Here is a 15417-nt window from a genome sequence, read left to right on the forward strand (position 1 = left end):
CGGAATAGGCCGCCGCCCGCAATAGCAAGGGCGCCCGCAGGCGCCCTTGTGATGATGAGGCTGATAACCGGCCCCCGCTTGAGCGCGCAGGTCAGGGTTCAGGCCAGGATTGAGGCCAAGGCGCTGATCAGGGCGCCGGAGGGTGCGACTCCCCTGCCCCCCTGGCGGCCAGTGCTTCGTCTACCTGCTGATCCCGCGCCCCTGTCATGCCAGCGTGACGGGCGATCAGATGGTAGATGGCGGGCACCACCAGCAGGGTAACCAGGGTTGCCAGCGACAGTCCGAAGAAGACCACGGTTCCCACCGCCATCCGGCTCTCGTAGCCCGCCCCCATGGAGAGCATCAGCGGCACCGCGCCGATAATGGCGGTGAGCGAGGTCATCAGGATTGGGCGCAGACGGCGCACCGAGCCTGCGATGATCGCCTCCTCGAACCCTTCCCCCCGCTGGCGCAGCTGGTTGATGAACTCGACGATGAGGATGCCGTTCTTGGTCACCATGCCGATCAGCATGATCATCCCGATCTGGCTGTAGATGCTCATCTCCTGCCCCGTCAGCCAGAGGCCAAGCAGGCCACCGAAGATGCCGAGTGGCACAGTCACCATCACCACCGCCGGGGTCAGGGTGCTCTCGAACTGGGCCACCAGCACCAGATAGACCACCAGCAGGGCGAGGCCAAAGACCAACACCATCTCCCCCTGATTGTCGCGGTAATCCTTGGAATCACCGGCGTAATCCACCGTCATGCCGGTGGGCAGGTTGGCGTTGGCCCAGCCATCGAGGAAATCGAGGGCCTCACCCAGGGTGTGGTCGGGGTGCACATCGGCGGTCAGGGTGATCGCTTTTTGCCGCTGGTAGTGGTTGAGGCGGTTGGCGGTCGCCACCTGCTTGACGGTCGCCAGGGTCGAGAGACTGACCATCTCGCCGTTGGCGGCCTTCAGGTAGATGCGACCGAGATCCGAGATGCCGTTGAACTCGGTCTGGTTGCCGCGCAGGTAGACGTCATACTCCTCGCCCCTGTCTACATAAGTGGTCTTGCTCGCCCCGCCCAGCAGGGTCTGCAAGCTGTTGGCCACGGTGGAGACCGGAATGCCGAGCTGGCTGGCGCTGTCGCGATTGATGGTCACCTGCAGCTCGGGGGTCTTCTCGGCGTAGTCGAGATCCGGGCTCAGCATCAGGCCGCTGCCCTGCGCCGCCTGTTGCAGCGCCAACCCTTGCTGGTAGAGCTCGCCATAGTCGTTACCCTGCAGCACAAACTGCACCGGTGCGGTGGAGCCACCCCGGAAGCCGGGCTGGAAGGTGCGGATCATCACATCGGGAATGCCGGAGAGCTTGGCACCCAGCGAGCGGGAGAACTCGGTGGCAGTGACGTCGCGCTCGGCCCAGTCGGTGAGCTGGATGATCACCATACCGGTCTGATCGCCGCCACGGCCAAAGGCGGGAGTGCTGAAGCTCAGCGCCTGCACCACCCCTTTGCCCAGCATCGGCATGATGGCGGACTCCACCTGCTGCATGTTGCGCTTCATCCGCTCGATGCTGGTCCCCTCTGCCCCCTTGACGAAGACATAGATGACGCCGCGATCCTCGGTCGGGGTAAGGCTGGTCGGCAGTTGGGTAAAGAGGGCACCGATACCGCCCAGACAGAGCAGCAGCACCAGCGGCGTCCAGCGGGAGCGACGCAGCACCCACGCCAGCAGGTGGCGATAGTGCCCCTCCAGCCAGCCGAGCCCGCGATCGAGCCCGGCGGTCAGTCGATTCGGTTTATCCAGCGGGCGCATCAGCCAGGAGCCCATGGCCGGGGTCAGGGTCAGCGCCACCAGCGAGGAGCAGAGCACCGCCAGCGAGAGCAATATCGCAAACTCGGTAAAGAGCCGCCCCACCATGCCATCCATAAAGGCGATGGGGACGAACACCATCACCAGCACGGCGGTGGTAGCGATGACCGCAAAGCCCACCTCGCGAGTGCCGTGCCAGGCGGCCAGCAGCGGCGGTTCACCCCGCTGCAGATGGTGGTGGATGTTCTCCACCACCACGATGGCGTCATCCACCACCAAGCCGATGGCAAGGATCAGCGCCAGCAAGGTAATGAGGTTGATGGAAAAGCCGAAATACCAGGCGCCGATAAAGGCAGAGATGAGCGATACCGGCACCGTAATGGCCGGGATCAGGGTGGTGCGCCCCTGCCCGAGGAACAGATAGAGCACCGCCACCACCAGCACGGCGCAGATGGCCAGGGTCTCGTACACCTCGTCGATGGCCTGCTTGATAAAGATGGTGGAGTCGTAATCCACCTCGAGCTTGGCCCCCTCCGGCAGGAAGCGCTGCATCTCGCCGAGTTTCTTCTCGATCCCCTGCGCCACCGCCAGCGGGTTGGCGGTGGACTGGGCGACGATGCCGATACCCAGACTCTCTTTACCGTTGCGCTGATAGGCACTGTCTTCGTTCTTGGCTCCCACCTCCACGTCGGCGATATCGGCCAGATAGACGCTCTGGCCGTTGGCGGCTGTGGTGACTTGCAGCTGCCGGAAATCTTCCGCTGTGTGGTAGAGACGGGCGATCTGCACCGCCATGGTCATGGAGTTGTTGCGGATCTCGCCACCCGGCAGCTCGATGTTCTCGCGCTTGAGGGCCTCTTCCACATCGCTCACCGTGATGCCACGGGCCGCCATGTCGGCCGGGCGCAGCCGCACATACATCACCTGGGTGAGATCGCCGGAGAGCGCCACTTCGCTCACGCCATCCACCAGACTCAGGGGGTCGACCAGCACCCGGTTGGCGTAGTCGGTCATGGCGGTGCGATCCATCTGGCTGCTGCTGAAGTTGAGCCAGATCGCCACATCGCCGTTGCCGCTGTCCTTGGTCACCAGCGGCTCGTCCACATCATCAGGCAGCCGGGGCCGCGCGCGAGAAAGAGCATCGCGCACATCGGAGATCCCCTCCACCATGTTCCAGCCGAGCTTGAACTCGACGGTGATCATCGAGCGCCCCTTGCGGGTCATGGAGTTGATGTTCTTGATGCCGCTGATGCCGGAGAGCTGATCCTCGATGGGCTTGGTGACCTGACTCTCCATCACCGAGGGGGCCGCCCCCTCATAGGTGGTGGTGATGGAGACCGACGGGATCTGCACATCCGGCATCTCCCGCACCGTCAACTTGCTGAACGCGACCAGACCAAACACGGTGAGCAGGGCGCTGAGCACCACCGCCACCAGCGGGCGGCGAACTGAGATATCGGAGAGCCACATCAGCCGTTCACCTCGGCCAGATCGCGCACCTGTACCCCATCACGCAGATTGACCAGCCCCTCGACCACGATGCGATCGCCGACTTTCAGCCCCTCGGTGACCCAGACGGTCTCCCCTTCGGTCTCGCCGAGCACCACAGGCACCCGCTTGACCCGACCATCGGCCTCGAGACGGTAAACAAAGCGCTGCTCACCGGCATACTCCACCGATTGGGCGGGGATCAGGGTGAGCTGCTGGGCAGGCAGCGCCAGCTCGACATTGAGCAGCATGCCCGGGCGCAACTGGCCGTTGCCATTGGGGATCATCACCCGCGCCTTGATGTTCTGGGTATCGTTGGAGACGCGGCTGTCGAGGGTGGTCAGGGTGCCGCTGAATTGCTGATCCGGCCAGGCGGTACTGGTGGCGGTGACCGCCATGCCCGGGCGCAGCAGGGAGAGGTAACGCTCCGGCACCGCCAGATCGAGGCGCAGTTTGTCCAGTTCATCGAGATGCAGCAGGGTATCGCCGCTGTTGACCAGCGCCCCTTCACTCAAGTCAATCAGACTCACGGTACCGGCAAAGGGCGCCTGCAGGGTACGCAGGGAGAGCTCGTAGCGGGCGGCATCGAGGCGTGCCTGCACCTGGGCCACGGTGGCCTCCTGCCCCTCCAGCTCGGATTGGGTCACGGCGCCACGGGCCACCAGCTTGCGCATATCACTCAGCTTGCGGTTCTCGTCGCGCAGACTGGCGCTCTGCTCGGCCAGCTCCGCCTGCTGCTTGCCCGCATCCAGCGCGATAAGGGTCTCCCCCTTCGCCACACTCTGGCCAGATTGCACCGCAATCTTGACGATGCGACCGGTCACTTCGGGGCTGATGATGACGGAGCGATTGGCTGCCAGCTTGCCCACCAGCTTGAGGGTCGGCTCGGCCAGACTCTGCTTGACGGTTTGAGTGCGGATATTGACCTGTCTGGTCGGTGCTTTGGCGGCGGGTTCGCTGTGACGCAGCGCCCAGACGCCGGCAACCACGATTAGAAGAAGGCCCAAGCCGAGCCAGATACGCATTTTCATCGAACAGTCCATGAAGAGTGAGAGGGTAAATCCAGATTGGGGCCATTTTAGCCCCAGACTATGCCGTGACTATGTATAAATGTGACAAAACGTAACAAGAGCGGGATAAGCTCACTCTGTTTCAGGTCGCGCCGTTTGTTTTCACGCCACATCGCATACACTAACGACAATTTCCTTCGCAACCCGACTGACTGCCTATGCCCAAAATGTCTGACCACCGCTTTCTCACACGCCTGACCTGGCTCCTGTTTGCCGTGGTCATCCTGCTGATTGGTCTGACCTTGCGGCAAAGCCTGAAACAGATAGAACGCCTCTACCAGAGCGATACCCTCAACAGCGCAATCTACCTGCGGGATCGGTTCAAGCAGACCGAAGTGTTTCTGGAGGCGATGCGCGGGCAGGCCGAAGAGCGACTGCGCAGCGATCCCCAGTCGGTGCTCACCCGCCAGCTCTATCGCCATATCGAGGTACTGCCAGAGGGGCTGGCCCTCGACAAGCTCCCCGGGGATTTACCAGCCGGACTGGCGGGCAACCTCACCGGTGACGGCCCGCTGCCGCCCCCCGGCAGTGCGCGGGAGGCGCAACTTCATTTGGCCCTGAGCCTCTCCCCCTTGCTGTCCACCGCAAGCCAGCGCCTGGGCAGCGAGATCGCCTGGGCCTACTTCACCGGGGTGGACAACTTTATCTACCTCTATCCCTGGATCCCCTCCAGCCAGTTTCGCTTTGCCCGCAGCATCTATGACAAGCACTACTGGCAGGATGCGCTGATGTCACCCAACCCAAGCCGGGACACCATTCTCTCCCGCCCCTACGAAGATTTTGCCGGACTGGGCACCATGGTCACCATGTCCCAGCCTCTCTACAAGGACGGCTCGCTGGTAGGGATGATCAGCATGGACATCCTGCTCTCACGCTTGCAATCTCAGCTCAATCAACTGGCACCAGCGCTGGGTGAGTATCTGCTGCTCAATCAGTACCATCAGGTGCTGGCCAGCAGCGCACACCAACCCGTGGTGCCACAAGACCCCGAGCCGACCGACGAATACCAGTGGCAACAAGGGGCATTGCAGCTGACCATGGCAATCCCCGATACCCCGTTGCGACTGGTGCACAACGTCACCCTGCTGCCGCTGGTGTGGGCCATGCTCTGCCAGTCCACGCCGACCCTGCTCGCCATTCTCTTTATGCTGCTGGCCGCCCTCTCTAACCTGAGATCCCATCGCCTCAACCAGCGGCTCAATTACCTCTCCTGCCACGATGCCCTCACCGGCGCCTTCAACCGCCACTATCTGGTGCTGCTGGAACAGGCGGGCGATCTGTCCCGGTTGCAAGCGGGGATCCTGATGTTCGATGCGGATCACTTCAAACGGGTCAATGACAACTTCGGCCATGCCGTCGGCGATATCGTGCTGATCCGGCTGGTGCAGATCTGCCAGCAGCAGCTTAGGCCCACTGATCGCCTGATCCGCTGGGGGGGTGAAGAGTTTCTGCTGCTGATTAGCCGCAGTAACGCCGCACAGATCGGCGAACTGGCGGAGCGGCTGAGAAAGGCGGTGGCAGATCACGACTGGGCCGCCATCGAGCCCGAGCTGGAGGTCACCATCAGCCTCGGCTATCTCCCCCACCAGGAGAACCTTCCCCTGCACGAAGCGGTACGCCGCGCCGATGTGGCGCTCTATCAGGCCAAGGCCAACGGTCGCAACCGCAGCGAAAGATGGCAGGGTGACGCCTCCTGACTCTCGGAGTAAGCTGACCCCTCAACCCCTTTTTGGAGGACTGTCGTGCCACGTAAACCCCGCGTAGGGCTCGCTCTCGGGAGCGGCGCCGCCAGAGGATGGGCCCATATCGGCGTCATCCGCGCCCTTGAACGTCTCGGCATCAAACCGGATTTGATCGCTGGCTGCTCCATCGGCAGCTTTGTCGGTGCCGCCTATGCCGCAGGAGAACTGGATCGGCTGGAAACCTGGGTGCGCGGCTTTACCCGCCTGCAGGTGGTCAGCCTGCTCGACCCGGCCCTCTCCGGCGGGCTGTTTCGCGGCGAAAAGGTATTTGGCCTTGCCGCCAGCCATCTGGGGGATCCCGATCTCGAGAATCTGCCCATTCCCTTCGCCTGCATCGCCACCGAGCTCGATACCGGCCGCGAAATCTGGCTGCAACAGGGCCCGCTGCGCCAGTCGGTGCGCGCCTCCTGCGGCATGCCGGGGATCCTCACCCCGACCCGGATCAACGACCGCTGGCTGGTCGATGGCGCCGTGGTCAATCCGGTGCCCATCTCACTGGCCCGCGCCATGGGGGCCGAGGTGGTGATTGCGGTCAACCTCAACACCGATATGCACCAACCTTGGACCGACGAGCCGGATCAACCCGGCAGCGGCGGCCTGCTCAGCCAGTGGCTCAATCGCGGTGAAACCGCGCCAGCCACACCGGGTCTGTGGAGCGTGATGAGTGGCTCCATCAACATCATGCAGGAGCGGATCACCCGTGCCCGGATGGCCGGTGACCCGCCGGAGATCCAGCTCTGCCCGCGCCTTGGCAGCTTCTCCATCATGGATTTTCATCGCGCCAGCGATGCCATCAACGAGGGGGAAGCCTGCGTCGAGCGCAATCTCGATCAGCTCAAGGATGAACTGGGCCGCCTCGGGTTGCTGGGCAGTTAGTTGTCGGTATGCTGCGGTTTACATATGAAAAAAGCGCCATTCGGCGCTTTTTTTTTCAACTCACTTACCCGGTCACTCCTTACGGTAGAAGAGCAACCCGAGCAGAATCACCCCCACAGAGACCAGTAGATAGAGCCCCAGACTGGGATTGGTGATACCGCCATACAGAATGATGAGCGCGCCCAGGGTGGCACAGGTCGGGATCACAAACCGCTTTATCCAGCCCAACTCGGTAAAGGTGCGCATGTACCAGACATAGAGGAACAGATAGAGGCCATAAATCAGCACGATCGGCATCTCGTCCAGGGCGATGTAACGACCGAATGTCTCGTTGATGCTGCAGTACCACAGCACTGAGTAGATCACCGACAACAGCGCTGCTGCGAGGGCCGAGTTGATTGGCATGTGGTGATGCGGTTCGATACGGCTCATCCACTTGGGGGCTGGCCCCTGATTGCGGATCGCCAGCGAGTAGGGAATGCGCATGGTCGCCAATACCAGACCATTGAGGGTGCCGAGGCAGGAGATAATCACGAACACGGTCAAAATGGTCGAGGCAGTCCCGCCAAACAGGCTGGTTGTCGCGAGATTTACCGCGTTATCCCCTTGCGCCACTATCTCGTCCGTCGGCAAGACGCTGGCGATCCCCAGAAAATAGGTGACATAGACCACAAAGACTATCAGGGTGCCAATCACCAGCGCTCTGGGCAGATTCTTCTTGGAATCGCGAATTTCGCTGTTGATGGTCACTGCGGCAATCCATCCCTCGTAAGCGAAGGCGGTGGCAACCACGGCTGTGGCCAGCGTGCCTCCGGTGCTTCCTATCCCATCCATTGCCTGCACAAAGTTGGTCACGGTGACACCATTGAGCAAGCCTGAAATGGTGCCCACAATGGCAACCAGGATCAGCGGGATCAACTTGATCAGGGTAGAGCCCACTTGCAGCTTGCCCGCCAGGGCCGGGGTATAGAAGTTGATCAGATAGGTGACCGTCATATAGACAGCCGCCAGTATCCAGGTCGCACCAGAGTTGGTCGGATTATCACTGCCGAGCAAGATCATGGTGTACAGAGCGGCGACCCAGGCAAGGATGGCGGAAAGAGGGGCGTAATAGAGTACGCCTTTGAACCACCCCACCAGATAACCAAACATTTTGCCGTATGCCGCTTCGGCATAATCGACGATACCGTTGGACTTTTCGATCCGCTGGGCAAACTCGGCAAACACCAGCGCGCCGAAGATCATCGAAAATGCCCCCAGCGCCCATGCCAGCAGCGCAATGGCCAGATTGCCGCCAGTCAGACGCAGTACATCATCGGCCTTGAAGAAGACACCGGAGCCGATCACCACGCCGACTACCATCGCAATGGCAGTCATCAGGCCATAGCGTTTATCCAACTCGTTACTGCTCATACCCATACTCCATACCGATTGCTCATATCATCCTGAATGTAATAGTGTTCGGGTGGCCAGATACCACCAGGGGCCCACTTTTCGGGGCCGCTTATTCTCGTTGGCCTGCATGGATAATTCAAAGCGTGTTAGATCAAAATATCGATCGGCGACCCAAAAAAAATACCGCCCGAAGGCGGCATTTCTATTCACATCTATGATCACGCCTTGGCGAGATCGTCCGGACCAATCTGGCCGATTTCGGCGACTTTCTTGTCTGCCAGCAGCCAGAGGGTGAACTTGTGCAGATCCGGGTGGTGCGCCAGGGCAACCAGGAAGGCGCCCCCAACTTCACGGTAACCCAGCTCGTAGTTTTTCAGCGTGGTGGGAGGAACACCCAGCAAATCTGCAAACTTCGGACGGCTCAAACCGACCGCTTCACGGATCTGACGGATCTTCTTGCCAACAGTGACGATATTTGAATTCATAATGTTCCATACTCCGTTTGGCGGATTTACTCCGCCTTTTATTTTTCGCGACGACTCGTAGTCAAGTGTATCAGTTTTGTTCGGACTCGTTATGGTCGAGCCTCTATCTTATGAGCGCCTTTCGGCGACAACCCTTGCCTTCAAGGGGGGATGGTAATCGCTCAGCCGCCTCAGGTAAACAGTCTCGAAAAGAAACCTTTATTGTGGCCCCCCCAATAACTCGTATAATCCGCCGGATACCCATTAAGAGGAATAAGTATGGCGTTTCCCGGCATTATCTCTCGCCTGCACCCCGTATCCAGCACAGAAGAACTGGCACAACAGCGCCTGCAAGGTGAACAATATCGCGCCGAGGCATTCTGGCTTCCGGCCTTGATGTCCAGCCACGCCAGCGAACTGCTGGCCGCCCTGCCGGAGAGCTGCAGCCTGTTTCTTGAACAGGAATCGCATAACCTACCCTTGCGCAGCCACGATGGTGCCCTGCATAACAATGAAGAGCTCACCACGGTAAATGGCCAGTCTATTGCGCTGGCAAGCGCCCCGGGTGATGGTGGTCTGGTAGCTGAATCGGGCATGTGCGAGATGGCCGACTGGCTGGAGGCGGGACACCGCCATTTCATCTGTTCAGCCGCGGTTCAGCCTGTGGCACGAGCCATCCTCAACATCTGGCCCCTTGACCCCTATCTGGCCCGACATTTCTTGATGACATTTACCCCCTTGCTGCAGAGCGCAACCCAGGCAGATTACCTTGCGGTCTTTGCCGCCAGAGCGAATCCTGCCAACCCGCATAGCGACTGGGTTCAGGCCTATATGAAGCTGGAGAAGAAACTGCACAGGGCCTATCTGGATCACTAATTAATCTGGATAAACAGCCAGTTAAGGGCACGACACAATTTGCCACAAGGCTCATTTGTGAGCTTGATCATGTTTTAAAATCGGCATAGAGTGCGCCTCGTCATCGGAATGACATCAGTTGCCTGGCAGTGGTTTCTCACGCATTGCGTGCCATGCCAGCGCACTCGACACACCAGGAGAGTGTGCAACCCGGTTATACCGGGTCATCTGCCAGACTCGACGCCAGCCGTACGGCGGAGCCTGCAGCTTACATAAATTACAAAGTGTGAAGCACGTGAATAACGTGCGATCTCAACGAGGATTTTTTTATGATGAAAATGGCTCCTTCCATGATCGCCATCGCCATGGCTGCTCTGGGTGCTACCGCTGCTCACGCCGCTGACGACATCTACTTCGGTGCCGGTGTCGGTGCTACTCACTTCAACGGCCTGAACAAGCTGGAAAGCACCAATGTAGGCCAGGAAGACGCGGCTGCCGCCAACGCCTTCATGGGTTACAACTTCACCGAGAACTTCGGTACCGAACTGGGCTACCAGTACACCGGTCGTGGCAACACCGACGGCAACCGTTACGAGAGCCAGGGCGCCACCCTGTCCGGTATCGCCCGTATGCCGGTTGGCAACGACTTCTCCCTGTTCGCTGAAGGCGGCGCCTACTGGGGTCACACCGATGGTCTGGGTACCAGCGACACTAAAGTTTCCCCGCTGGCTGGCGCCGGTGTGACCTACAAGGTAAATGACGCGCTGGATCTGCAAGCTCGTTACCGCTACATGTGGGACGTGGCTGACCTGCACGCCAACGGTGAGCGTTACAAGGCCAACCAGAGCATCGCTACTCTGGAAGCGGTATACCACCCGTTCCGCACTTCCTACGTAGCTCCGGTAGCTGCCCCGGTTGTTGAAGAAGCACCGGCTCCTGCTCCGCAAGTTGTAGAGAAGAACTTCGCACTGAACTCAGACGTGCTGTTTGCCTTTGGCAAAGAGACTCTGAAGCCGGAAGGCGTTGCAGCCCTGAATGCGCTGTACCAGCAGATCGTTGAGTTCCAGCCGAAAGATGGCAACGCTGTTGTTGTTGGTTACACCGACCGTATCGGTTCCGACGCGTACAACCAGAAGCTGTCTGAAGCCCGTGCCCGTACCGTTGCCAACTTCCTGGTGAGCAAAGGTATGGCTGCCAGCAAGGTTGCCATCGAAGGTCGTGGCGAAGCCAACCCGGTTACCGGCACCAAGTGCAACGGCGTAACCGCTAAAGCTCAGCTGATCTCCTGCCTGGCTCCGGATCGTCGCGTAGAAGTTCGCGTATCTGGCGTACAAGAAGTTCAGCAATAATCTGACCTCGTTTAAATAATGCAAAAGAAAGGGATGCTGCGGCATCCCTTTTTGTTTGTCTCGTTCTCGCTTGCATCCCTCATTCCCGCCTCCCTGCCCTTGCCTGCCCCGTCTCGAAAGCATAAAGTAGTTGCGCCTGTAAGGTATTGGATAAGCACTAAAAAGCGCTTCTTGTCCGGTCTGTTGTCCATGACGCCACTGCCTCATGAGTGTCCATAAGCCTTCGCTATCCACTTTGCTGGCGGTTTTTTCGCAGCAATAAAAACAAGTGCATTGCCCGACATGGGCTAACACAACGAGGATAAACCGATGAAACTCAAAATGGCTCCTACCCTGATTGCACTGGCGCTCGCCGCCACAGGTACCACAGCTCAGGCTGCCGATGACTGGTACACCGGTGTTGGTGCAGGTTGGGCTTATGCCCACGGTCTGGATGATTTTGGCAAAGACACTGACAAAGACGCCACTGCGCTGAGCCTGTTCGGCGGTTACAACTTCAACGACTACTACGCAGCTGAGCTGGGCTACCTCTACGCCGGTAAAGCGGGCGTTGACGGTGCAGATTTCAAAACCCAGGGTGCCACCCTCTCCGGTATCGCCCGCCTGCCGCTGGGCGACATCTTCTCGGTGTTTGCTGAAGGTGGTGCCTACTTCAATCACGTCAACGGCAATGGCAACAGCGACAACGGCACTGCGCCGCTGGCGGGTCTGGGTCTGACTGCCAAGCTTTCCGACCTTATCGATGTGCAAGCACGCTACCGCTATCTGTGGAATCTGGGTGACGAGCAGAAAACCTGGGAGAGCGACATGAGCATCGCGACCCTGGAGCTGGTGATGCACCCGAACCGTACCTCTTATGTTGCCCCGGTTGCCGCCCCTGCGCCTGAGCCGGTTCCCGAGCCGGTACTGGTCGACAAGAACTTCGCCCTGAGTTCAGACGTGCTGTTTGCCTTTGGCAAATCCACCCTCAAGCCAGAAGGTGTCGCAGCGCTGAACACCCTGTATCAGCAGATCGTTGATGTTCAGCCGAAAGATGGCAGCGCCGTGGTCGTCGGTTACACCGACCGTATCGGCTCTGACGCCTACAACCTGAAACTCTCCGAAGCGCGTGCCCGTACCGTGGCCGACTTCCTGGTTGGCAAAGGTCTGCCGGCTGGCAAAGTTGCCATCGAAGGTCGCGGTGAAGCCAATCCGGTCACCGGCACCCAGTGCAACAGCGTCAAGGGCAAGGCTCAGCTGATCACCTGCCTGGCACCGGATCGCCGTGTAGAAGTACGCGTCACCGGCGTGCAGCAAGTACAACAGTAATCCTGCAGTCCGACATAACAAGGAGGCCACCTGGCCTCCTTTTTCTTGCCGCTTATTTCACCCACCTTGTACCCTCTTTTGCCCCCTTCCTCTTCCCGTCTCGCGCCCTAGTTCACGGCGTGTCGCCCCCCATACCTCTTTGGTGGTTAAAAACAGCCCGTCACCTATACATAAGTGTGGGGTTTGACCAGCAGGCAACCCCACTACACCAAACATCGACGAGGATACGCGATGAACATAAGAGTAAAACCTGTGTGGATTGCACTGGCATTGGCGAGCACAGGCGCACAAGCGGAACCGGTTCACGACTGGTATGCCGGGGTTGGCGGTGGCTGGGCCATTGCCCACAATCTGAATGATTTCAGTCAGGATGTCGGCAAGGATGCGACTGCGCTCTCCCTGTTTGGCGGCTACAACTTCACGGAAAACCTGGGGGCAGAGATTGGCTATCTCTCCACCGGTGACTGGGATATCAGCGGCCATGACTTCAACAGCAAGGGAGCCACACTGTCAGTCATTGGCCGCCTGCCGCTCAGCGAGATGTTTTCGATCTTTGCCGAAGGCGGTGGCTATATCTATCACGTCGAGTCAGTCAATGGCGGGGACGACAACCTGGCGCCGCTGGCGGGTCTGGGAGTGACGGCCCGGCTCCATGACTGGGTCGATCTGCAGGCACGCTACCGCTACATAGTGCGCGTTGGCGATGATCCGGATAACGGCAAAGCCAACAGCGGCACCCAGCGCTGGGTCAGCGACATCAGCACCGCCACGCTGGAGCTGGTGATCCACCCGAACCGCAGCCAACCCAAAGAAGCCGCCCCCACGCCCGCCCCGGTCGTGGTTCCCCCGCCACCGGCCGAACCGGAAGTGGTGGATCAGACCTTCAACCTCAGTTCCGATGTGCTGTTCGCCTTTGGCAAGGCCGATCTCAAGCAGGAGGGGATGAGTGCGCTGGACGATCTCTACCAGCAGATCGTCGACGTGCAGCCCAAGGATGGCAGTGCGGTCGTGATGGGGTATACCGACCGTATCGGCTCGGATGCCAACAATCAGAAGTTGTCAGAAGCTCGGGCCCAAACCGTTGCCGACTTTCTGATCAGCAAGGGATTGCCTGCCGACAAGGTGAGCATCCAGGGCAATGGTGCGAGCAATCCGGTCACCGGCAACCAGTGTAATGCCTTCAAGGCGAAAGCGGCGCTCATCGACTGCCTTGGGCCAGATCGCCGGGTCGAGGTGCGCGTCACCGGCGTACAGGGCGGCAGCGAGTAGTTGATCTTGAGGCGATAACCATGTCAGACGTGCAGTAAAAAGGGATGCCGAGGCATCCCTTTTGCTTTGCGTCTTTTCGCAGAAATCAGAACGAGGTGCGGCGGTAGCGGCGATATTCCGGATGCCAGAAGTTGGCGTCGATGGCCTGATCGATCACCTCGTCCGGGGTCTGCACCGCCTTGCCCTGCAGCATGGCGGTCTTGGCCACCATCTTGGCGATGTAGCGGGAGACCTGATGGATATCCGCCAGATCCGGCAGCAGCGAGCCCTCCTCCCCTTTCACCAGCGGCGAGCACTCTGCCAGCGCGCGGCTGGCCGACATCAGCATGGCGTCGGTCACCCGGGTGGCGCCGGAGGCGATGACGCCAAGGCCGATCCCCGGGAAGATGAAGGAGTTGTTGCACTGGGCGATGACGTAGCGCTTGCCCTTGTGCTCCACCGGTGCGAACGGGCTGCCGGTGGCCACCAGCGCCTGGCCGTCGGTCCAGCGGATGAGGTCTGCCGGCGTCGCCTCGACCCGGGAGGTGGGGTTGGAGAGCGGGAAGATGATGGGACGGGCACAGTGCTTGTGCATGGTCTTGACCACCTCTTCGGTAAACAGCCCAGGCTGGCCGGATACCCCGATCAGGATGTCCGGGCGACCGTGCTCCATCACCTCCAGCAGGGAGATATTGTCCCCCACTGGCCAGTCTTTGATCCGCTCCACCGGCTGGGAGAGACGGCGCTGGAAGTCGAGCTGGTTGGGGATCTTGTCGGTGATAAGACCAAAGCGGTCCACCATAAAGACCCGGCTGCGGGCCTGCGCATCGGTCAGCCCTTCGGCCTTCATCTGCGCCACGATCTGCTCGGCGATACCGCAACCGGCGCTGCCCGCCCCGAGGAAGGCAACCCGCTTCTCGGAGAGCTTGGCGCCGGAGGCCTTGCAGGCGGCGATCAGGCTGCCCAAGGTCACCGCTGCAGTGCCCTGAATATCGTCGTTGAAGCAGCAGAGCTCGTTCTTGTAGCGGTTAAGCAGCGGCATGGCGTTGTTCTGGGCGAAGTCCTCGAACTGCAGCAGGATGTCGGGCCAGCGGCGTTTGACCGCCTGAATGAAGGCATCGACAAACTCGGCGTACTCATCCCCCGAGATACGCGGATTGCGCCACCCCATATAGAAGGGGTCATTCAGCAGTTGCTGGTTGTTGGTGCCGACATCCAACACCACCGGCAGGCAGTAGGCGGGCGAGATGCCACCACAGGCGGTGTAGAGGGAGAGCTTGCCGATGGGAATGCCCATGCCGCCGATCCCCTGATCACCCAGACCCAGGATCCGCTCGCCATCGGTCACTACGATCACCTTGACGTTCTGCTTGGTGGCGTTTTGCAGCATGTCATCGATCCTGTCCTTGTCCGGATAGGAGATAAACAGGCCACGGGCGCGGCGATAGATGTTGGAGAACTCCTCGCACGCCTTGCCCACCGTCGGGGTGTAGATGATGGGCAGCATCTCGGTCAAGTGGTTGTGCAGCAGACGGTAGAACAGCGTCTCGTTGGTATCCTGGATGTTGCGCAGATAGATGTGCTTGTCCATGTCGTTGCCAAACGCCATGAACTGGCGATAGGCACGCTCGGCCTGCTCTTCGATGGTCTCGATATTCTGGGGCAACAGACCTTCGAGGTTGAAGTTGCTGCGCTCTTCGCTGGTGAAGGCGCTGCCCTTGTTGAGCAAAGGGGTCTCCAGCAGGGCGGGACCGGCGTAGGGAATGTAGAGAGGACGTTTCTGGTTATTATCTTCAAACATGGATCTTGGTACCTAAACGGTTAGCTAGACGCAGGGACCCGCCGATC

At 60.1% G+C, this 15417-nt stretch carries 11 protein-coding genes; 6 read left to right on the plus strand and 5 right to left on the minus strand.

Translation table 11 applies throughout. The features are described 5' to 3' along the window. Positions 1-127 precede the first annotated feature (127 nt). Together LRL22_RS02730 and LRL22_RS02735 are read right to left on the minus strand one after the other, a co-directional pair. Positions 128-3244 carry an efflux RND transporter permease subunit gene (locus LRL22_RS02730; RefSeq protein ID WP_270904666.1) on the minus strand — a complete coding sequence of 1039 codons (3117 nt, stop codon included), beginning with the start codon at positions 3242-3244 and terminating at the stop codon, positions 128-130. Beyond that, positions 3244-4293 carry an efflux RND transporter periplasmic adaptor subunit gene (locus LRL22_RS02735; protein WP_162895393.1) on the minus strand — a complete coding sequence of 350 codons (1050 nt, stop codon included), beginning with the start codon at positions 4291-4293 and terminating at the stop codon, positions 3244-3246. Before LRL22_RS02735 ends, LRL22_RS02730 begins: the two co-directional genes overlap by 1 nt. A gap of 197 nt (positions 4294-4490) precedes the next feature. Here LRL22_RS02735 and LRL22_RS02740 point away from each other — a divergent pair, with 197 nt between their 5' ends. Both LRL22_RS02740 and LRL22_RS02745 read left to right on the plus strand, forming a co-directional pair. Continuing rightward, positions 4491-6029, plus strand: coding sequence for a sensor domain-containing diguanylate cyclase (locus LRL22_RS02740; RefSeq protein ID WP_270904667.1), 1539 nt, complete (start codon positions 4491-4493; stop codon positions 6027-6029). Between the two features lie 45 nt (positions 6030-6074). Further along, on the plus strand, positions 6075-6950 hold the full coding sequence (locus LRL22_RS02745) for a patatin-like phospholipase family protein (RefSeq protein ID WP_058057806.1): 876 nt from the start codon (positions 6075-6077) through the stop codon (positions 6948-6950). A gap of 72 nt (positions 6951-7022) precedes the next feature. Here the strand turns inward: LRL22_RS02745 and LRL22_RS02750 are convergent, their stop codons facing one another. Together LRL22_RS02750 and LRL22_RS02755 are read right to left on the minus strand one after the other, a co-directional pair. After that, positions 7023-8363 (minus strand): APC family permease, encoded by a 1341-nt coding sequence (locus LRL22_RS02750; protein ID WP_270904668.1) that lies wholly within the window; start codon positions 8361-8363, stop codon positions 7023-7025. A 200-nt stretch (positions 8364-8563) separates the two neighbouring features. Next, entirely contained in the window at positions 8564-8830 is a 267-nt protein-coding gene (locus LRL22_RS02755) for a helix-turn-helix domain-containing protein (protein WP_005338367.1), read from the minus strand. 258 nt (positions 8831-9088) lie between these two features. Here LRL22_RS02755 and LRL22_RS02760 point away from each other — a divergent pair, with 258 nt between their 5' ends. The 4 genes from LRL22_RS02760 (at position 9089) to LRL22_RS02775 (ending at position 13590) form a co-directional block, all read left to right on the plus strand. After that, positions 9089-9685 carry a hypothetical protein gene (locus tag LRL22_RS02760; RefSeq protein ID WP_270904669.1) on the plus strand — a complete coding sequence of 199 codons (597 nt, stop codon included), beginning with the start codon at positions 9089-9091 and terminating at the stop codon, positions 9683-9685. A gap of 308 nt (positions 9686-9993) precedes the next feature. Next, positions 9994-11013 carry a porin OmpA gene (ompA, locus tag LRL22_RS02765; protein WP_266134073.1) on the plus strand — a complete coding sequence of 340 codons (1020 nt, stop codon included), beginning with the start codon at positions 9994-9996 and terminating at the stop codon, positions 11011-11013. Positions 11014-11322: 309 nt separating this feature from the next. Then, positions 11323-12321: a porin OmpA gene (gene ompA / locus LRL22_RS02770; protein ID WP_270904670.1), complete on the plus strand. Its 999-nt coding sequence runs from the start codon at positions 11323-11325 to the stop codon at positions 12319-12321. Positions 12322-12552: 231 nt separating this feature from the next. Further along, the gene (locus LRL22_RS02775) at positions 12553-13590 is read left to right on the plus strand and encodes an OmpA family protein (protein WP_270904671.1); all 1038 of its coding nucleotides are present in this window, start codon (positions 12553-12555) and stop codon (positions 13588-13590) included. An 85-nt stretch (positions 13591-13675) separates the two neighbouring features. Here LRL22_RS02775 and LRL22_RS02780 read toward each other — a convergent pair whose 3' ends face one another. After that, the gene (locus LRL22_RS02780; RefSeq protein WP_100654267.1) at positions 13676-15370 is read right to left on the minus strand and encodes an NAD-dependent malic enzyme; all 1695 of its coding nucleotides are present in this window, start codon (positions 15368-15370) and stop codon (positions 13676-13678) included. Positions 15371-15417 lie beyond the last annotated feature (47 nt).

This window comes from Aeromonas sp. PI_26 (genome assembly GCF_027854445.1).
In the GTDB taxonomy this organism is placed as follows: domain Bacteria; phylum Pseudomonadota; class Gammaproteobacteria; order Enterobacterales; family Aeromonadaceae; genus Aeromonas; species Aeromonas veronii.